Source organism: Pseudomonas sp. PKS (genome assembly GCF_051913525.1).
GTDB lineage: Bacteria > Pseudomonadota > Gammaproteobacteria > Pseudomonadales > Pseudomonadaceae > Aquipseudomonas > Aquipseudomonas guariconensis_D.
Genome location: NZ_JBEGDO010000001.1, coordinates 178,386 through 195,996, shown reverse-complemented (window position 1 = coordinate 195,996; position 17,611 = coordinate 178,386). Strand labels below are relative to the sequence as shown.

Here is a 17,611-nt window from a genome sequence, read left to right as displayed (position 1 = left end):
CATGACGCTCAAAGGCAAGACAGCACTGGTCACCGGCTCCACCAGCGGCATTGGCCTGGGTATCGCCCAGGTGCTGGCCGGCGCTGGGGCGAACATCCTGCTCAATGGCTTCGGCGACCCGGCCCCGGCACTCGCCGAAATCGCCCGCCACGGGGTCAAGGTGATCCACCACCCTGCGGACCTGTCCGACGTGGCCCAGATCGAGGCGCTGTTCGCCCTGGCCGAGCGCGAGTTCGGTGGCGTGGACATCCTGGTCAACAACGCGGGCATCCAGCACGTGGCGCCGGTGGAGCAGTTCCCCGTGCAGACCTGGGACAAGATCATCGCGCTGAACCTTTCGGCTGTCTTCCACGGCACCCGCCTGGCCTTGCCGGGCATGCGTGCGCGGGGCTGGGGGCGGATCGTCAACATCGCCTCGGTGCACGGCCTGGTGGGGTCCATCGGCAAGGCCGCCTATGTGGCTGCCAAGCACGGTGTGGTTGGCCTGACCAAAGTCGTGGGCCTGGAAACGGCCACCAGTAACGTGACCTGCAACGCCATCTGCCCCGGCTGGGTACTGACCCCACTGGTGCAGAAGCAGATCGACGACCGCGCCGCAGCCGGTGTTGACCCTCAGCAAGCGCAACACGATCTTTTGGCCGAAAAGCAGCCTTCCGTGGCATTTGTAACACCCCAGCATTTGGGAGAGCTGGTATTGTTCCTGTGCAGCGAGGCCGGTAGCCAGGTCCGTGGCGCCGCCTGGAACGTCGATGGCGGTTGGCTGGCCCAGTGAGGGGCAGCCGGGATCTGGCGCGGTCTTGCATTCGTTTTCAATTGCAAGGAGGCCCTATGCGCCCATTCCCACTGACCGCGATTCTTTCCCTGACCCTGGCCGCCGCCGCGCCTGTGATGGCTGCCGGACTCAAGGACGTCGCACCCTACCCTGAGGCGGAAAAAGGCTTCACCCGGCAGGTCATCCACCTGCCGGCCCAGGCCGACGAGTCGGCCTATCAACTGGAAATCCTCGCCGGCAAGACCCTCACCGTCGACTGCAACCGCCAGCGCCTGGCCGGCAGCCTTGAGGAACACAACCTCGAAGGCTGGGGCTACAGCTACTACCGGCTGGAAAAGGTCGGCGGCCCCGCCAGCACCCTGATGGCCTGCCCGGACGGCAAGAAGACCGAGGCCTTCGTGCCGGTGGTCGGTGAAGGTTTCATGCTGCGTTACAACAGCAAGCTGCCGGTCGTGCTGTACGTGCCCAAGGACATCGAAGTGCGTTATCGCGTCTGGTCGGCATCGCCGGACGTACAAAAGGCTAAAGTGGAGTAAAAGCCACCTGGGCTGCGCATCAGCACTTTAGCTAGCGCAGCCCCTGTAGGAGCAGGTTCGCCCGCTCCTACAGGGTTCTGGATTCCATCGAAAGTGGGAGGTTTCGGCATGAACGATGTGCTCTGGCGCCCCTCCACAGCGCAGATCCAGGCCAGCCGGATGGACGCCTTCCGCCGCCAGGTAAACCTGCGCTACAACCTTCAGATCAATGACTACGCCGCGCTGCACCGCTGGAGCATCGAACAACGCCCAGCCTTCTGGCAGACCCTTGCCGACTATTTCCATGTCCAGTGGCACACCCCACCCGCCCAGGCCCTCAGCGAAGGTCCACAGATGCCTGATGGGCACTGGTTCCCCGGTGGCACCTTGAACTACGCCGAGCACCTGCTGATGCGGCGCGACGACCGCCCCGCCGTGGTCGCCGTGCGCGAGGACGGCCAACGCCAAGTGCTGACCCACGCGCAATTGGCGGCCCATGTGGCCGGCATGCAGAAAGCCCTGCAGGCCCTGGGCATCCAGGCCGGCGACCGGGTCGCTTCGGTGATGCCCAACACCTGGGAAACCCTGGTCGCCATGCTCGCCTGCACCAGCCTCGGCGCCATCTGGTCCAGTTCGTCACCTGAGTTCGGCCTGCACGGCATCATCGACCGCTTCGGTCAGATCGCCCCCAAGCTGCTGATCGCCTGCGCCGGCTACCAGTACGCCGGCAAGACCATCGACCAGGTCGAAAAGATCAACCAGGTCACCGCCCAACTGCCCCAGCTCGAACACCTGCTGGTGGTGCCCTACACCCGCTCGCACACCCGTTGCGAAGAGTTCGTTGCCCCGCGCGTGAGCCTGTGGAGCGACTTCTACCAACCCGGTGGTGAACCGCGCTTTACCGCCCTGCCGTTCGACCACCCGCTGTACATCCTCTATTCCAGCGGTACCACCGGTGTGCCCAAGTGCATCGTCCACCGCGCCGGCGGCGTATTGCTGCAACACTTGAAGGAACACGGCCTGCACAACGACCTCAAGGCCGACGACGTATTGTTCTACTACACCACTTGCGGGTGGATGATGTGGAACTGGCTGGCCAGCGGCCTGGCGGTCGGCGCCACCCTGGTGCTGTACGATGGCTCGCCCTTCCACCCAGGCCCACAGCGTCTGCTCGACCTGATCGACGCCGAACATATCCACGCCTTCGGCACCAGCGCCAAATACCTGGCCGCTCTGGAGCAAGAAGGCATCGAGCCAGCCAAAAGCCATCGCCTGAGCAGCCTGCGCCTGATCATGTCCACCGGCTCACCGCTCTCGCCCCACAGCTACGACTACGTCTACCGCAAGATCAAACCCGACCTGTGCCTGGCCTCGATGTCCGGCGGCACTGACATCGTCTCGTGTTTCGTGCTCGGCAACCCCGTGCTGCCGGTACGCCGTGGCGAGATACAGTGCAAGGGCCTGGGCATGGCTGTGGAGGTGAGGAACCAGCACGGCCAGCCCGTGATCGGCAAGAAAGGTGAGCTGGTCTGCACCCGTAACTTCCCGTCCATGCCAGTGGGCTTCTGGGGTGACAACGACGGCAGCCGTTACCACGATGCCTATTTCAGTCAGTACCCCGGCGTCTGGGCCCAGGGCGATTACGCCGAAGAGAATGCCGAGGGCGGCATGATCATCCATGGCCGTTCGGACGCGGTGCTCAACCCCGGCGGTGTGCGCATCGGCACGGCGGAAATCTACCGCCAGGTGGAAAAAGTCGAGGAAGTGGTCGAAAGCGTCGCCATTGGCCAGGACTGGCACAACGACGTGCGCGTAGTCCTGTTCGTGCGCCTGCGCGAGGGGCTGCAACTGGACGATGCCCTACGCCAGCACATTCGCCAGGTGATCCGCCAGTACACCACGCCTCGCCATGTCCCAGCCGTGATCGTCCAGGTCACCGACATCCCGCGCACCATCAGCGGCAAGCTGGTGGAGCTGGCGATCCGCAACGTCGTCCACGGCCTGCCGGTGAAGAACACCGACGCCCTGGCCAACCCCGAGGCCCTGGCGCAATTCCGAGACCGCGCAGAGCTGCGCGATCAGGCATAATGGCGCCCTTTTTTGCCCGAAGCACAGGTGTCCCATGAAAGCCCAAGCCCGCCACATCCTGGTCAAGACCGCTGCCGAAGCCGAACAGCTCAAGCAACGGATCGCCAAGGGCGAAGCCTTCGACGTGCTGGCCAAGAAATTCTCCACCTGCCCCTCGGGCAAACGCGGCGGTGACCTGGGCGAAGTCCGCCCAGGCCAACTGGTAGGTGCCATCGACCAGGTGATCTTCAAGAAAGCCCTGCGTGTGGTGCATGGGCCGATCAAGACCAAGTTTGGATACCACCTGGTGCAGACGTTCTATCGCGACTGACCTCAGCGCCGCGCAGCCAAAAGCCCCAACCCCGCACATCCCAACAACGATGCACTGACCCGGTTGAACACCCGGCGCGGCCCTGGCTGGCTGAACCAACGCTGCATGTACGCCCCCAGGCCCGCATAGATCGCGATGGCCGCCCATTCCAGCAGCAGGAACATCACGCCCAACCAGAGAAACTGCTCGGCGACTGGCATGGCGCTGCCCACCGAGACGAACTGCGGCAGGAATGCGGTGAAGATCAGGATGGCTTTCGGGTTGCCCGCTGCCACCCAGAACTCCTGACGGGCCAGGCGCCAGGTACCGCGAGGATGGTCACTCGCCACGACCGCCTCAGCCACCGGCGCCCGCCACAGCTGCCAGGCGATGTAGAACAGGTACGCTGCGCCCAGCACCTTGATGATCAGGAACAGGTATTCGCTGGTGTGCAACACCACCGCCAGGCCCATGGCAGCCAGGGCGATCATGCCGCTGAAGGCAAGCAACCGGCCGATGCCGGCCATGCAGGCGGTGCGCAGGCCATAGCGGCTGGCGTTGTGCAGCGACAAGAGGTTGTTGGGGCCCGGCGCCATGTTCAGGGCGAAGCAGGCGGGGATGAACAGCAGCAAACTCGACAGGTCCATTTTTCTTCTCCTTCAGGACCTCGGCAGCCTCGCGCCGGGCGTGCATTGCGTCAAGTACAGTGACGCAGTGAATGGCCGGAACAGTGGCCCGCAGTTTAGACTGCGCGCTCCGGCACTCGGCGAAGCAGGCCCTGCATGACCCTCTCGAACAGCGAAATCTGGCGCGACCCGGCCCTGCCTTTCGTGGAAAGCCGGCGCGCCTGCCATAGCCGGGCCTGCTACAAGGCCCATAGCCATCCAACGTTCTCCATCGGTGCGGTAGATGCCGGCCTCAGCTGGTTCACCGGCGCGGGTGACGGTCAGACGCGCCTGACGCCCGGCACCTTGGTGCTGGTCCCGGCGCAGCGGGTGCATGCCTGCAATCCCGAGCCGGGCCAGGCCTGGAGCTATCAGATGGTGCATGTGGATGCGCAGTGGCTGGGCCGCCTGCGACTGGAGTCAGGCGTTGGCGCTGCCGAGCCCGGAGCGCCTGCGCGTATCACGCATTCGGCCGAGGTGTATCGGCAGTTCTGCCAGCTCAATGCATTGTTGTTTTCCGACGCGGCCCCCTCGCAGAAGGAAGCCGCGTTGGTGGCCTTCATCGGTGACCACGACTTTGCTGCGCATGCGACGCTGGAGGCTGCCCCGCCCCCTGCCTTGAGCGCCCCCGCCCTGCGCGAGCTGATTGCCATGCTGCAGACGTGCGAGCTGGCCGACATCAGCCTGGAGCATCTGGCCAGGTACGTCGGGTTGGGTCGTTACCAACTGATCCGGGCGTTCCGGGCCGCCACGGGCCTCACACCACACGCTTACCTGCTCAATGAGCGGGTCAACCGTGCGCGAGGGTTGCTTGGCCAAGGCCAGGACCTTGCGCAGGTGGCTTATCGCCTGGGCTTTGCCGACCAGAGCCATTTCCAGCGGGTGTTCAAGGCGCACGCGGGTATGACCCCTGGACAATATCGACACGGTGCCGGGGCGCGCGGGTAAACCCGCCCACCCGCTCCGCGCTCTGGAGCACACGCCGCGCAATTATCTTCAATACCGCCCAAGGCTTGAGACGACAGACTGCGGCTTTCCTTGCCACAGAAGCCTACCCATGGAGCAATTTCTCGTCGTCGCCGCTGCCCATTTCCTGGCCCTGCTCTCCCCGGGTCCCGATTTCTTCCTCGTCGCTCGCGCCTCGGCCACCGCCGGCTGGCGTACCGCGAGCGGTGCTTGCCTGGGGATCGCCCTGGCCAATGGCGTGTTCATCGCCACAGCCTTTACCGGCGTCTCCGTTCTGCAGGAGGACAGCGCGCTGTTCATCGCCTTGCAACTGGCCGGATGTGCCTACTTGCTTTACATCGGCGGGCTGTTCCTGCGCCATGCCGGACGCAGCAACCTGCAATCGGCCGAGGTCGGTGTTGGCCATGGTTGGGTACAAAACCTGGGAATGGGCTTCACCTCGGGCATCCTCAACCCGAAGAACGCCCTGTTCTATGCAAGCCTGGCAAGCATGCTCGCCGCCAGCAGCGCGGGCTGGAAGCTCGCCTATGGTATGTGGATGTTCACGATCGTGCTGGGCTGGGACCTGCTGGTGGCGGTGGCCATCGGCAATCGCCGGGTGCTGCGGCGCTTCGCCCAAGTCTTGCCGTGGCTGGAGCGTGCCTCGGGTGTGCTGTTGATTCTGCTGGCCAGCGCGGTGCTCATGCGCCTGGCCTGGGGTTGATCACGCTCAGCGTCCTGAGGTCCACCACACTGAAAAAGCCGCTGGCCCAGCCGCCGGTGTCCAGGTGCCAGACGTTGCCCAACTGCTTGACCCGCAGCACTGGGGTATGGCCGACCAGCAAGGCGCGTAACCCACCGACCGGCTCGGTATCGCCTTCACGCAGGCGTCGCCGTGACCATTGGCAGACTTCCCGGACTTCGGGATCGTCCATGGCCTCGAGAAAGGCCTTGAGCGTCGACCATTCGGGAAATGGACTATCGGCATGCAAAAGGCCGATCAGCCCAAGCGACGTTGGCACCTCGATCGCCAATGGCATCTGCGCGAAGCCTTCGACATAGCGATGTTGTTCGGCACGAGAAAGGTCGAGAAACCAGCCCCCCCCTGCAGAGCGGTACATCTCCAGATCGACCCTGCCGCCGCGCAGGTGGGCGATGGCGAGCGCCTCGTGGTTGCCCTGCACCGCGTGGAACCAGGGTTGCGCCAGCCAGTCCAGCGCCTGCTCGCTGGCCGGCCCCCGGTCCACCAGATCGCCCACGCTGAACAGTCGGTCCACCTCAGGATCGAAACCCACCTCGTCCAGGCATCGCTGCAACCGGTCGAAATGGCCATGGATGTCGCCCACGGCCAGATCGCGGCCACGGGTATTGGCAGTCACCCGCCGAAAACGGCTCATTGCATCCACCCTCTGCTGCTGTGCCAGCGGCAGGCGTAAAATGGAGGGGCGATCCGTCCGTGCCCGTGGAGGTGCATCATGCGTACCACCCTCCCCTGTGTCTTGATGCTGCTGGCCTCCATCAGCATGGCACAAGGCGCACCAACCGCGCAGGTCGACGTGCATTTCAATCATCCCGAGCAGTTTCGCGATGCGAGCCTCGATAGCCACGGCTACGAACGGGGCGCAGATGCGTATGTCATGAAGGCCCTTACCGAGCATCTGCACAAGCTCGGCCAGCGCTATCTGCAACCTGGGCAGCAACTGCGCATCGATGTGCGCGACATCGACCTGGCCGGGCGCTTCGAGCCTTGGCACAGCAGTGCCTATGATGTGCGCTTCATGCGCGAGATCACCTGGCCTAGCATCGACCTGAGCTACACCCTCGTCCAGCCCGGGCAACCGGAACAGCACGCCCAGGAGCGCGTCAGCGACAAGATGTACCTCAGCCGCCCCGGCCGCCAGGCCAGTAGCAGCGATCGCCTGTATGCGGAAAAAGCCATGCTCACCGACTGGTTCCGTCAGCGCTTCGCCCCGCACCCGGCCTCCTGAAGCCCTTCAGCCCAGGGTGGCCTGGGCGGGTTGACCGATAGTATTCTCACCCCTCCCGCTCTTTCCATGGATGGACTCGCCATGAAACTGTGTGCTGTACAACTGGCCTCCGGCAAGGGCGACCTGCCGGGCAACCTGGAACGCCACCGCTACTGCGTCGAACAGGCCGTTGCACGAGGTGCGGAGCTGGTGGTATTCCCCGAGCTGTCCTTGAGCGGCTATGAACCCACCCTGGCCCAACAATTGGCGCAACCATCGGACACCTCCCTGCTCGATCCGCTGCAAGCGCTCTGTGACCGCCATGGCATCGCGGTGGCCGTCGGTCTACCGTTGCTGGCCCCCACCGGGATTTGCATTGGCATGCCCATCCTGCGCCCTGGCGCCCCGCCCCACTTCTATGCCAAACAGCGCCTGCACGATGATGAGCTGCCGTTCTTCATCGCAGGCGAGCATCCCTTGGTGTTCAGTGTGGGTAACCAGCGCATCGCCCCGGCCATCTGCTACGAATCGATGTTCATCGAGCATGCCGAACAGGCTCGTTCGGCAGGGGCAGATATCTATATGGCCAGCGTGGCCAAGACAACCAAGGGCATCGACGAAGGTTTCCGGCATTACCCGGACGTTGCCCGGCGGCTGGGCATGCCGGTGTTGCTCGCCAACTGCGTGGGGCCAGCCGACACCTTCGTCGGCGCCGGCCATTCCGCGGCCTGGGACCCTCAAGGGAATCTGCTGGCAGCATTGGATGAGCATGCCCAGGGGCTGGTGCTGCTGGATACCACGTCAATGACTGCTCAAGCCATACCGTTGGACGCGCTGGCGACATGAAGTACCTGGTGGTCGGCACGGCGGCGGCGGTGCTTGGTTGGCGGATCGTGCTCTGGGTGAGTTGAACGGGCTCAAAGCTCCAGCGCGAGGCTCTCTCGTCCTTCCAGGGCCAACAGGTACTGTTTGGCCTGCAGCCCGCCGGCAAAGCCGGTCAGGCTACCGGATGCGCCGATCACCCGGTGGCACGGGGCGATGATCGAAATCGGGTTGCGCCCATTGGCCGCCCCCACCGCCCGCACTGCGCTGGGGTTGCCGATCTGCCGGGCAATATCGCTGTAACTGCGGGTCTGCCCGAAGGGGATGGTCAGCAGCGCGGTCCAGACCTGGCGCTGGAAGTCCGTGCCGACAAAATCAAGCGGCAGCTCAAAACCCTGGCGGCTGCCGGCAAAGTACTCGCCCAACTGGCGAGCCGTCTCCCGCAGCGTCGGATGCCCATCGTCCCGGTGCAGCACGCCCAGGCGCACACGGTTTTCCCGCTCCTGCTCCCACAACACCGCAGCCAGGCGATCGCCTCGGGCGACCAGCGTGAGGGTCCCAAGGGGAGACTGCATGAAGGTAAAGGCGCAGGACATCGGAGCTGCTCGCTTGAAAAAACCGGTGCAAGGCACTCTACCTTTCGAGGCTATCCGGTGCATCCGCTTTCTTGCCCTGGGAAGTTTCCGCTGGGCTAATTACGCAGGTATCTGCAATGACATCAGGTAATTACAAGCACTGATAACCGCCGCCTGAAAACTGGCATATACCAAAGCAATAGCTATTCTGGGTTAAACATCATGTTTGCTCTTGCTGGGTCATCGAAAGAAGGCGCCCTGGCCCAAGGCAAACCACAACCATCCGTATGCCGACGAACGTGGCCGCCATGGCTGAGTTTCTGCGTCAATGCTGGTTCCTGCTGCTAAGCCTCTACCAGACCATTCAAAGCCACGGCCTGACCGGTTGCGGGGTCGCGTTCATCCTGGCGTTTCTGATGAGCAAGATCGGTAGCAGGCTTACGGGGCGCGCCGAGCGCGTCACCAGGTCCCTACCAAGCGGCGAACATAATCCGGCCATTGAAGGGACACTCAGTGGCTGGGTCGGTCGCGTAGTGGGGACACTGCTACAAATAGCGGCGGGCGTGCTGTTTCTGGTTACCGTGATTGCCACGGTGAATGTGCTGTTGTACTGAAATTCGTGGCAGGACGTCACCGTCTGCCCTAAGACGGTGACGGTCCTATTGCTTCTGGAACACTCAACGCCCCCCGCAGACCGCTACGACTGCCGGCTTGGCGCCGCGCCCTCCGGACTGCAATGCCGGCTCGCTTGCCACCCTCCTGGCGCGCCCGACACCCCAGGCCAGTGCCCGGGTCATCGATTCGCCTGGACGCGAATCAAACGCCTCCTCATGCAAGGCCATGCCGGACGGCGCGTAGAGGCCGATGAACATCTGCGTCGCACCGGTTCGTGACAATCGAACCTGCACGTCAATACACGAGCCGCTGTCGAGCGTTTCGTCATGCGTTCGATGATGAAGCGTGGGGTCTGCCCAAGCCCAGAACACGTCACCGCGAATTCTCATGCCGCCTCCTACGACTTTAGTCTTATGTGTTGGTAGTGGCACCATAGCGGATGGTTGCCATCACGCAACCGCGTTCGACAGGCAAAGAGGGAGAATCGGACAACCGGCGCAGCACCTGCCGTGAAGGTCAGGAGGAGTCCGGGGATTTCTCGCTGCCCGGTTCGAGCAACGATTCGGCGAACGCCATCCAATCCTCGAACGCTTTGCGGTGCGCCTGGCACATCCCTTTCCATTCGGTGCCTCCCACACGACCGTAGGCGATCTGGTTCATGGTCGAGGAGGTCAACGAATCGAGTTCTCTCAAGAGGTGGTAGGCACGATAGCGCTTTTCTCTTTCAGGCATGGCTTTGTCTTCCAGCGTTGCACGACAGGGCAATACGAAGCCTTATTTAATGGATTTGGGGGCTTCCTGGGTCTGGACCTCCAACGGCTCGAAAAGGTTCGCGCCGTATGGTGAACCCCAGTATCGCACTGGTCACGGCTCACGTCCGGGTGCGAATCACGCCACTGATGGCCCAGCCGGCGAACACGAAGAAGGCATCGAGGTAGAACAGTCCTTCATAGTTGGGCAGCAATGCTCCGTCAGTAGCTGCAGCCGTGGGCGCAGCGACGGCATATATGCCGTTGGGGACCACTGCCAGGAGCACCAGGGCTGCATAAGTGGCGAGCCGAAGTACCTTCATTCGCTCGGTGGAAGCCTCGGCCATTTTCAATCCGAAATAGGCCATAACACCCGCCACGGGCAGAACCCAGATATGCGTTGGCAGGCTGAAGAACACTTCGGCCATCAAGCTTTTCGTTTCCACGGATACAACACCTTGTCGTTGAACGGCCGGATTATCCCTGGCCTGCCTGGGTCGTGGCTAGCCAGGGAGGCCTTGGCATCTCCCACTGCGCCATATCTATCTAAATCACCGAATCGGCTTTCGACGACCTCGACGCGCAAAGCCTTGCACAGCACTTCCCACAGCCGGACCACAAGGCATTTGGCCAGACCTATGAAATGGCCAAGCATCTGGTAATTGATCGACTTGAGCGTCGGAGGATTTTTCACCAAAGGTGCATTGAAGCCGTGAGGGCTCGCCAAGCCTGTGTCATGACGCCGCCCCTTCGGGGACCACATGTTTGGTTTTTCCCCGAACCTGGGTAATGAGAAACTCAGGCTCAGAACAGCAACAACCCTTACGGCCTGCTCTTGAAATAGACGTAGAGGGCCATCAGGTCGATGATCAGTACGATCGAGACCATCAAAACAGTGAAATAGATCTCCTCCCGAAGCATCGCGCAGCCCCCACGGCAAGGTGTGTTCGAGAAGGAGCAATTCGCATTCCAAGTCCGCCATACGGTCGCTTGAAAAATCATGGTCCGCTCAGGCTATGGCTTGGGATGCTCACTGGACACCGCATTGTTAGCGTCTACATCCTTCATCTCCTGCTCTACCGAGGCATCATCGTCCGCCGCCAGCGGCACCGAATCGCGGCTACTCGGTACGGCGCCGCCCTGCTTTTCGTCGACGTTCGCCGGGCCGTCATCCTGCGTAGCCCCAACACCTTGACCAGCCCCAGGGTCGCCAGGGGGAGGATTCCAATCTTCAGGCCGGTTATCGGACCATGCTTCGCCCACCCCTTGCTTGGGCTCAGGCTTGGCCTTCTCCGGACCAGAGCCATGGCCTCCTCCCGAGCCGGTAGCGTTATCGGGAACAGCTGGATGTGCCGCGCCTGGATCGTTGCGTACGACTGCCATGGTCATTCTCCCATCGGTGGCACAGGAAGGCTGTGCCTAGAACTGGGAATGATCGGCGCACATAGAGTGCCCGGCTTTCGACGAGCGGCTTCAACCAAGGTCGGTCCCGCGGCTGGCTGTTGCAGCCGCCTACACTTGTCGTAGAACCAACCTGCCGTATCTGGAGGCACACCGTATTAGGTTGCTTGGCTACCCGGTCAATGGCCGCGTTACCCTCGGATCACCTGCAGGCGATCTCGACCAGCCTCTGTGATCGCATGCTCTCCTTCATCGCTGATGCGATAACGGCCGGACACCATCTTCGTAATTGAGAACCTGACCAGCCCGCTCTTGGAGAGAGCTTCGCCCGCGTCGAAGCTCATCGCCTGCTCCAGATCGAAGATCTTTATCTCTCCGATCTTGTAGCGGGCAAACGCTATCAGGGCAGCATCCAATTCTTCTTGATTGATCTTTCGAGCGATTTCCATTCGACCCTCCAGGTCATGAGAGCCCCGGTCCTTGGGCGTGAATGCAACGAACCGGGTGGTTTGTTGAAGGCGGACCGTACTACGGCCCGGAGGAGGTCGCTACTGGCTTTCCATCCATGCTGGATGGGCGGGCAGGTTGCCAGTCAAACCGAACTTTCCTCGAAGAGCGCCCTGCCCCATGAGCTGAGGGAAACAATGCATGGGGCAGCTCTTAGGTGTTGGAGAATTCTGCCGCCAAACAGCACGGTTTCTAACCACGAGATGGGCAGGAATGCGCAACGATCAACGGCGGGACCGGCGCCGCCCAGCTGGGCCACGTCCACTGGTCGGCCTTGTGGCTAGTGTCGTGCAAACAGGCGTCTACTGGTGGTCAAGCCCTCTGGCCCAACTCATAAAACGCCTATAGAGGTATGCCCTTCATGAGACCTCTGAACAAACTGGCGCAGCAGCGGCGCCACCAACTGCACGTTCACATGCCGCCCAGTGGATTGAGGGAAGACTCTCATGGCAATGGACCAGACGCCCCATCACCGCCCACAACGCGAGAAGTCAGCCAAGTTGCAGGAGGAAAACCCGTATGGCTGGCGAGACCAAAACATTGATGCTTGAGGGGTCGCGATTCCAATAGTTTGAGCGGCAGTTTGGCTATGTCAAGTTGGCGAATGCCTGCCCTAGAGTGAGTCAGGCACCGTGCCCTTACGCCAAACCACCAGAGGCCCGACTACCTCAACGTGCTCTGCTTGTGAATCTCCAAGCGTTGCGCATCCCTGGCAAACCAAATCCCTACTGCAATCACCATCAGGCAGATAAACACAACGTCCCACGCTCTGTGCTCAATCGCCGCAAGAATTGCGAAAAATTGCAGGGCTCCAGCCCACCATAGAAAAGGCCTGATTTTCGAGTAGCGCATAACCCACCTCACACCCCCAACTCTCAAAATTCTAGTCGAGTCTCGACGAGGTATCCCAGGCGCCTGGAAAACCTTTATGCAGAGCGCCCCAGGACACGCAGGCATCTGACCTACGGCGTATTAATGATTTCATGGGGGGATCCGCCTCCCCTTGCAGCTGGACCCGCTAGTCCGAGAACTGGTCCGGTGGGCTGTTCAAATTGGGGCAATCAGTGGGATCTAGTTGTACAAACACAGGCTAAAGTACAACGCAAAAAGCCAACCATGTCGCTTTTGACATCCATTTTGGCAATTCCGCCGCCACAAATGACAAATAAATCTATACATGCAGCTTCCTTTTGTATAGGTATGAGGCAATACTGCCTGCACTGAGAAGCGCTTTTGACCTCCCCAAATACCGGCACGGAGCCCTGCCACACCGCTCCCCTACCTGTGAGGCTCCAAATATGTCTATACCACTTAAATCTGTTGAACCTCAAAGGCCCCATGGCTGCCGCAGTTGCAGGGACAAATCACCCATCAGCTTCGACTTCACGATGGCATTCCAGCCCATTGTTGATACGAGTAACAACAGCGTTTTTGCTTATGAATCACTGGTGCGTGGCAAGAATGGAGCAGGCGCAAACGCCGTTATGCAACAGGTAAATCACTCAAATCGATATAAATTTGATCAGGCGTGTCGCGTTAAAGCTGTCGAGCTTGCAGCCAAAACACGCCTATCAGAACACTTGAGTATCAATTTCTTGCCCAATGCAGTTTATCAGCCAGAGGCCTGTATACGGACAACACTCCGCGCTGCGGAAAAATATAATTTCCCCATAGAAAAAATAATATTTGAAGTCACGGAGAATGAAAACATAACAGACAAAACCCACATTAAAAAAATCTTGGAATCTTATAAAAAACAAGGTTTCAAAACTGCTATTGATGACTTTGGCGCTGGGTATTCAGGCCTAAACCTGCTCGCCGACTTCCAACCAGACATTATCAAAATCGATATGGAGCTAATTCGAAATATCCACAAGAACAGGGCAAAGCAAGTGATAAGCAGAAGCATAGTAGCCCTATGCAAAGACCTCAACATACAGGTTATCGCTGAAGGAATCGAGTGCATTGAAGAGCTACAGGCACTACAAGAAACCGGAATAAATCTATTTCAAGGCTACCTGTTTGCGAAGCCTGAACTCGAAGCACTCCCCCACATAGTATGGCCTTAGCATCGAACTGCACATGAAGTGGGAATATGGATGGCATTGTAGTCTTCAGTGCAGCAATCAAGCTGATATTAGGTCACTTGAAGTGCCACCCCCATACGCGCAATAGAAAAAACCGTGACCAGCGTGACTCGATGATTGAGCGCATTTCACAAAGCCACTTTACACTCGACCACCCAGCAACCTGATTTAGCTATCACACAATGGTGCGCCATGTTTAACACACGTCTAAAACGCGAACTTGAAGAAACATTATCAAAATTACACACACACGATGCAAGAGCATCAGCTATAAACCTTGCCACTGCAATAATTGAGTTCACCCCCGATGGACTCATTACCACCGCCAACCAAAATTTATTGCACGCACTGGGTTACAACCTAGAAGAAATCATCGGAAAGCACCATAGTATATTCTGTCTAAAAAGCCACACGACAACCTCTGAGTACAGGAACTTTTGGAGAAGGCTTGCCGAAGGAGAGTCTATCCGCGACCGCTTCGTCAGACAAAATAAGCAAGGGGAAGAGGTCTGGTTGGAGGCAAGCTACAACCCAATCAGAGACTGCAACGGACGCATAATAAGCATATTAAAATGTGCAACCATCATCACAGACCAAGTAAAAAACGAGCAGGAACAGCGCAGCACAATCGAAGCCATAAGCCGATCGATGGCAATGGTTTCGTTCACCCCGGATGGGCATGTACTGGACGCCAATGATAACTTTCTACGCACATTAGGCTATAGCCTGCATGAAATCCGAGGTCAACACCACCGACTATTTTGCACCCCGCAAGAGGTCGCGTCGACCGAGTACAAGGAATTTTGGAAAAACCTCAATAAAGGAGCGTTTTTCTCCGGCCGTTTCCAGAGAGTCAACCGATCCGGCAATACGGTATGGTTGAGTGCCACTTACAACCCCGTGTTTGATGCCAGCAACAAACTTTACAAGGTTGTAAAATTTGCTCGCGACATCACTGAACAGGTTAAGCATCAAAAAGTCGAATCCGACGCAGCTAAACTTGCCTATGAAATATCTTTAAAAACCGACCAAAGCGCACAGCAGGGTGCATTAATCATCAATGAAACAGTTGCGGTGGTACGCGGCATCGCTGATGAAATCACAAAAGCAGCAGATAACATATCTGCGGTGAGCAAGCAGTCCGAAATGATCACTGGAATTATCCAAACCATACGCGAAATCGCAGACCAAACAAATCTTTTGGCTTTAAATGCAGCCATTGAAGCAGCTAGAGCCGGAGAGCAAGGTAGAGGGTTTGCTGTCGTAGCGGACGAAGTTCGCCATCTAGCAGTACGCACCGCCCAGGCCACCGTAGAAATCAGGGACGTTGTAAAGCGCAACCATGAATTATCGCAAGAAGCCGTTAAAGGCATGCAAACCAGTCAGTATAAGGTTGATGCCGGCGTAGGTTTGGTAGGTGAAGCGGGAGAGATAATTGAGAGAATTCAAAGCGGTGCACGTCAAGTCGTAGAGACAGTTAAGCAGCTTAGCGACGCTGTGAAGAAAACCTGAAGATACATTGCGAGCTGTGGAGCGGGCTTCCATGCTGCCAGCCAAGCCCGGATAAATCTGTGCATTGACTAAAGCAGTTGCGAATGCTCGTAACTCACTAGCACTCAGGTAGCCGTGCTACGGATGGATGACGCAAGCCCGCGCGCGGGGCCGGTTAGCGCCGCACAGGGTGGCAGATGGTCTGTGCACCTTGACTGGCCAGAGCAGCGGCGGCGAGCACCACCACCAGGCGGTTGTCTTCGTTGGCAGGCTGTCGTTCAGACACGGTAAAGGGGGACGGCCCCGTATAACTGCTGTCACACCTATGCGACAATAGGCGCAATGTCTGGTCTCAACCCCGCATTCATCGCCCAACAGCTCGGGCATCGTGTGCAGATGCTCTCATCGACATGCACGCTGGATTAATTCGGCCAACGCCTGGCAGGGGCTCGAAAAGCTCCAGATTGATCCGAAATTGGTCCGTAGCTGCGACGAAGCCACGTAAGTTATTGATAGGTAAGCTCCTTGATCTCCACCGCTAATATCACCATGCAATTCGGCGCCAAGCCGCTCTTCGAAAACGTCTCGGTCAAATTCAACAACGGCAACCGCTACGGCCTGATTGGCGCCAACGGCTGCGGCAAGTCGACCTTCATGAAAATCCTCGGCGGTGACCTGGAGCCGTCCGCTGGCCAGGTGATGCTCGAGCAGAACACCCGCCTGGGTAAACTGCGCCAGGACCAGTTCGCCTACGAGGCCTTCAGCGTGATCGACACCGTGATCATGGGCCACGAGCAGCTGTGGAAGGTCAAGGCCGAGCGTGACCGCATCTATTCCCTGCCGGAAATGACCGAAGAAGACGGCATGGCCGTCGCTGAACTGGAAACCGAATTCGCCGAGATGGACGGCTATACCGCTGAGTCGCGCGCCGGCGAACTGCTGCTGGGCCTGGGCATTCCGCTGGAGCAGCACTTCGGACCGATGAGCGAAGTGGCACCAGGCTGGAAGCTGCGTGTGCTGCTGGCCCAGGCGCTGTTCTCGGATCCGGACGTGCTGTTGCTGGACGAACCGACCAACCACCTGGACATCAACACCATCCGCTGGCTGGAAAACATTCTGACCGCGCGTAACAGCACCATGGTCATCATTTCCCACGACCGCCACTTCCTCAACAGCGTCTGCACCCACATGGCTGACCTGGACTACGGTGAGCTGCGCCTGTTCCCAGGCAACTACGACGAGTACATGACCGCCGCCACCCAGGCGCGCGAGCAGTTGCTGGCCGACAACGCCAAGAAGAAAGCGCAGATCGCCGAACTGCAGACCTTCGTCAGCCGCTTCTCGGCCAACGCCTCCAAGGCCAAGCAAGCGACCTCCCGTGCCAAGCAGATCGACAAGATCCAGCTGGCCGAGGTCAAGCCGTCGAGCCGGGTCAGCCCGTTCATTCGTTTCGAGCAGACCAAGAAGCTGCACCGCCAGGCGGTGACCGTGGAAAAGGTCTCCAAGGGCTTCGAGGGCAAGACCCTGTTCAAGGACTTCAGCTTCGTGGTCGAGGCTGGCGAGCGCGTAGCGATCATCGGCCCCAACGGTATCGGCAAGACCACCCTGCTGCGTACCCTGGTCGGCGAGATGGCGCCGGATGCCGGTTCCGTGAAATGGACCGACAGCGCCGAGGTGGGCTATTACGCCCAGGACCACGCCCACGACTTCGAAGACGACCTGAGCCTGTTCGACTGGATGGGCCAGTGGACTCAAGGCGAACAACTGATCCGCGGTACCCTGGGCCGCATGCTGTTCTCCAACGACGAGATCCTCAAGTCGGTGAAGGTGATCTCCGGTGGTGAGCAAGGTCGCATGCTGTTCGGCAAGCTGATCCTGCAAAAGCCCAACGTACTGGTGATGGATGAACCGACCAACCACCTGGACATGGAGTCGATCGAGGCGCTGAACCTGGCGCTGGAGAACTACCCGGGAACGCTGGTGTTCGTCAGCCATGACCGCGAGTTCGTGTCGTCGCTGGCAACGCGCATCATCGAACTGACGCCGGAAGGCGTGGTGGACTTCAGCGGCACCTACGACGACTACCTGCGCAGCCAGGGTGTGGTGGTCTGACAGCCCCCGCC

19 protein-coding genes and 3 pseudogenes are annotated in these 17,611 nt (G+C 59.7%); 14 read left to right on the top strand and 8 right to left on the bottom strand.

The window, feature by feature from the left end; genetic code table 11:
- Nucleotide 1: 1 nt before the first annotated feature.
- The 4 genes from hbdH (at nt 2) to ABOA88_RS00930 (ending at nt 3,685) form a co-directional block, all read left to right on the top strand.
- On the top strand, nt 2-772 hold the full coding sequence (gene hbdH / locus ABOA88_RS00945; RefSeq protein WP_070573451.1) for a 3-hydroxybutyrate dehydrogenase: 771 nt from the start codon (nt 2-4) through the stop codon (nt 770-772).
- Nucleotides 773-828: 56 nt separating this feature from the next.
- On the top strand, nt 829-1,308 hold the full coding sequence (gene eco, locus ABOA88_RS00940) for a serine protease inhibitor ecotin (RefSeq protein WP_196168296.1): 480 nt from the start codon (nt 829-831) through the stop codon (nt 1,306-1,308).
- Between the two features lie 108 nt (nt 1,309-1,416).
- On the top strand, nt 1,417-3,375 hold the full coding sequence (locus ABOA88_RS00935; protein WP_367850770.1) for an acetoacetate--CoA ligase: 1,959 nt from the start codon (nt 1,417-1,419) through the stop codon (nt 3,373-3,375).
- 34 nt (nt 3,376-3,409) lie between these two features.
- Nucleotides 3,410-3,685 (top strand): peptidylprolyl isomerase, encoded by a 276-nt coding sequence (locus ABOA88_RS00930; RefSeq protein ID WP_043211902.1) that lies wholly within the window; start codon nt 3,410-3,412, stop codon nt 3,683-3,685.
- Between the two features lie 2 nt (nt 3,686-3,687).
- Here ABOA88_RS00930 and ABOA88_RS00925 read toward each other — a convergent pair whose 3' ends face one another.
- A complete protein-coding gene (locus tag ABOA88_RS00925; RefSeq protein WP_196168295.1) occupies nt 3,688-4,311 on the bottom strand; it encodes a LysE family translocator in 624 nt (207 codons plus the stop codon).
- Between the two features lie 135 nt (nt 4,312-4,446).
- Between ABOA88_RS00925 and ABOA88_RS00920 the strand changes: the two genes are divergently transcribed.
- Together ABOA88_RS00920 and ABOA88_RS00915 are read left to right on the top strand one after the other, a co-directional pair.
- Nucleotides 4,447-5,277, top strand: a complete 831-nt coding sequence (locus tag ABOA88_RS00920; protein ID WP_196168294.1) for an AraC family transcriptional regulator — start codon at nt 4,447-4,449, stop codon at nt 5,275-5,277.
- Between the two features lie 109 nt (nt 5,278-5,386).
- A complete protein-coding gene (locus ABOA88_RS00915) occupies nt 5,387-5,998 on the top strand; it encodes a LysE family translocator (RefSeq protein WP_196168293.1) in 612 nt (203 codons plus the stop codon).
- On the opposite strand, the gene ABOA88_RS00910 is transcribed toward ABOA88_RS00915, so the two are convergent.
- Nucleotides 5,976-6,671: a metallophosphoesterase gene (locus tag ABOA88_RS00910; protein WP_196168292.1), complete on the bottom strand. Its 696-nt coding sequence runs from the start codon at nt 6,669-6,671 to the stop codon at nt 5,976-5,978. The genes ABOA88_RS00915 and ABOA88_RS00910 overlap by 23 nt on opposite strands.
- A 78-nt stretch (nt 6,672-6,749) precedes the next feature.
- Here ABOA88_RS00910 and ABOA88_RS00905 point away from each other — a divergent pair, with 78 nt between their 5' ends.
- Nucleotides 6,750-7,262, top strand: a complete 513-nt coding sequence (locus tag ABOA88_RS00905; protein WP_367850769.1) for a DUF3016 domain-containing protein — start codon at nt 6,750-6,752, stop codon at nt 7,260-7,262.
- A gap of 81 nt (nt 7,263-7,343) precedes the next feature.
- Nucleotides 7,344-8,087 carry a carbon-nitrogen hydrolase family protein gene (locus tag ABOA88_RS00900; RefSeq protein ID WP_367850768.1) on the top strand — a complete coding sequence of 248 codons (744 nt, stop codon included), beginning with the start codon at nt 7,344-7,346 and terminating at the stop codon, nt 8,085-8,087.
- 71 nt (nt 8,088-8,158) lie between these two features.
- Here the strand turns inward: ABOA88_RS00900 and ABOA88_RS00895 are convergent, their stop codons facing one another.
- Complete coding sequence (locus ABOA88_RS00895; RefSeq protein ID WP_367850767.1) at nt 8,159-8,659, bottom strand: methylated-DNA--[protein]-cysteine S-methyltransferase; 501 nt, start codon at nt 8,657-8,659, stop codon at nt 8,159-8,161.
- A gap of 287 nt (nt 8,660-8,946) precedes the next feature.
- Between ABOA88_RS00895 and ABOA88_RS00890 the strand changes: the two genes are divergently transcribed.
- The gene (locus ABOA88_RS00890; protein WP_367850766.1) at nt 8,947-9,252 is read left to right on the top strand and encodes a hypothetical protein; all 306 of its coding nucleotides are present in this window, start codon (nt 8,947-8,949) and stop codon (nt 9,250-9,252) included.
- A 63-nt stretch (nt 9,253-9,315) separates the two neighbouring features.
- Here the strand turns inward: ABOA88_RS00890 and ABOA88_RS00885 are convergent, their stop codons facing one another.
- From ABOA88_RS00885 to ABOA88_RS00865, 5 genes are all read right to left on the bottom strand, one after another.
- Complete coding sequence (locus ABOA88_RS00885) at nt 9,316-9,642, bottom strand: hypothetical protein (protein ID WP_196168287.1); 327 nt, start codon at nt 9,640-9,642, stop codon at nt 9,316-9,318.
- A gap of 127 nt (nt 9,643-9,769) precedes the next feature.
- On the bottom strand, nt 9,770-9,985 hold the full coding sequence (locus ABOA88_RS00880) for a hypothetical protein (RefSeq protein WP_196168286.1): 216 nt from the start codon (nt 9,983-9,985) through the stop codon (nt 9,770-9,772).
- A gap of 139 nt (nt 9,986-10,124) precedes the next feature.
- A complete protein-coding gene (locus ABOA88_RS00875) occupies nt 10,125-10,421 on the bottom strand; it encodes a hypothetical protein (RefSeq protein WP_367850912.1) in 297 nt (98 codons plus the stop codon).
- Nucleotides 10,422-10,429: 8 nt separating this feature from the next.
- On the bottom strand, nt 10,430-10,963 hold the full coding sequence (locus tag ABOA88_RS00870) for a hypothetical protein (protein ID WP_367850765.1): 534 nt from the start codon (nt 10,961-10,963) through the stop codon (nt 10,430-10,432).
- Nucleotides 10,964-11,594: 631 nt separating this feature from the next.
- Nucleotides 11,595-11,852, bottom strand: a complete 258-nt coding sequence (locus tag ABOA88_RS00865; protein ID WP_196168283.1) for a hypothetical protein — start codon at nt 11,850-11,852, stop codon at nt 11,595-11,597.
- Between the two features lie 1,356 nt (nt 11,853-13,208).
- Here ABOA88_RS00865 and ABOA88_RS00860 point away from each other — a divergent pair.
- From ABOA88_RS00860 to ABOA88_RS00840, 5 genes and pseudogenes are all read left to right on the top strand, one after another.
- Nucleotides 13,209-13,979, top strand: coding sequence for an EAL domain-containing protein (locus tag ABOA88_RS00860; RefSeq protein ID WP_196168282.1), 771 nt, complete (start codon nt 13,209-13,211; stop codon nt 13,977-13,979).
- 210 nt (nt 13,980-14,189) lie between these two features.
- Nucleotides 14,190-14,960 (top strand): annotated as a pseudogene (locus tag ABOA88_RS00855) (PAS domain-containing protein); the annotation flags it as partial.
- A 207-nt stretch (nt 14,961-15,167) separates the two neighbouring features.
- A pseudogene (locus tag ABOA88_RS00850) lies at nt 15,168-15,509 on the top strand (methyl-accepting chemotaxis protein); the annotation flags it as partial.
- A 270-nt stretch (nt 15,510-15,779) separates the two neighbouring features.
- Nucleotides 15,780-15,993, top strand: a pseudogene (locus tag ABOA88_RS00845) (site-specific integrase); the annotation flags it as partial.
- Nucleotides 15,994-16,013: 20 nt separating this feature from the next.
- Nucleotides 16,014-17,600 carry an ABC-F family ATPase gene (locus tag ABOA88_RS00840; RefSeq protein ID WP_196168280.1) on the top strand — a complete coding sequence of 529 codons (1,587 nt, stop codon included), beginning with the start codon at nt 16,014-16,016 and terminating at the stop codon, nt 17,598-17,600.
- The last annotated feature ends 11 nt before the right edge of the window (nt 17,601-17,611 follow it).

What these genes read in the sequence shown, in the direction of transcription:
- ABOA88_RS00900 (WP_367850768.1), top strand. Translation starts at nt 7,344, where the DNA reads ATGAAACTGTGTGCTGTACAACTGGCCTCCGGCAAGGGCGACCTGCCG.
- ABOA88_RS00865 (WP_196168283.1), bottom strand. Translation starts at nt 11,852, where the DNA reads ATGGAAATCGCTCGAAAGATCAATCAAGAAGAATTGGATGCTGCCCTG.
- ABOA88_RS00885 (WP_196168287.1), bottom strand. Translation starts at nt 9,642, where the DNA reads ATGAGAATTCGCGGTGACGTGTTCTGGGCTTGGGCAGACCCCACGCTT.
- ABOA88_RS00890 (WP_367850766.1), top strand. Translation starts at nt 8,947, where the DNA reads ATGGCTGAGTTTCTGCGTCAATGCTGGTTCCTGCTGCTAAGCCTCTAC.
- ABOA88_RS00930 (WP_043211902.1), top strand. Translation starts at nt 3,410, where the DNA reads ATGAAAGCCCAAGCCCGCCACATCCTGGTCAAGACCGCTGCCGAAGCC.
- ABOA88_RS00935 (WP_367850770.1), top strand. Translation starts at nt 1,417, where the DNA reads ATGAACGATGTGCTCTGGCGCCCCTCCACAGCGCAGATCCAGGCCAGC.
- ABOA88_RS00895 (WP_367850767.1), bottom strand. Translation starts at nt 8,659, where the DNA reads ATGTCCTGCGCCTTTACCTTCATGCAGTCTCCCCTTGGGACCCTCACG.
- ABOA88_RS00860 (WP_196168282.1), top strand. Translation starts at nt 13,209, where the DNA reads ATGTCTATACCACTTAAATCTGTTGAACCTCAAAGGCCCCATGGCTGC.
- ABOA88_RS00910 (WP_196168292.1), bottom strand. Translation starts at nt 6,671, where the DNA reads ATGAGCCGTTTTCGGCGGGTGACTGCCAATACCCGTGGCCGCGATCTG.
- eco (WP_196168296.1), top strand. Translation starts at nt 829, where the DNA reads ATGCGCCCATTCCCACTGACCGCGATTCTTTCCCTGACCCTGGCCGCC.
- ABOA88_RS00880 (WP_196168286.1), bottom strand. Translation starts at nt 9,985, where the DNA reads ATGCCTGAAAGAGAAAAGCGCTATCGTGCCTACCACCTCTTGAGAGAA.
- ABOA88_RS00905 (WP_367850769.1), top strand. Translation starts at nt 6,750, where the DNA reads ATGCGTACCACCCTCCCCTGTGTCTTGATGCTGCTGGCCTCCATCAGC.
- ABOA88_RS00915 (WP_196168293.1), top strand. Translation starts at nt 5,387, where the DNA reads ATGGAGCAATTTCTCGTCGTCGCCGCTGCCCATTTCCTGGCCCTGCTC.
- ABOA88_RS00920 (WP_196168294.1), top strand. Translation starts at nt 4,447, where the DNA reads ATGACCCTCTCGAACAGCGAAATCTGGCGCGACCCGGCCCTGCCTTTC.
- hbdH (WP_070573451.1), top strand. Translation starts at nt 2, where the DNA reads ATGACGCTCAAAGGCAAGACAGCACTGGTCACCGGCTCCACCAGCGGC.
- ABOA88_RS00925 (WP_196168295.1), bottom strand. Translation starts at nt 4,311, where the DNA reads ATGGACCTGTCGAGTTTGCTGCTGTTCATCCCCGCCTGCTTCGCCCTG.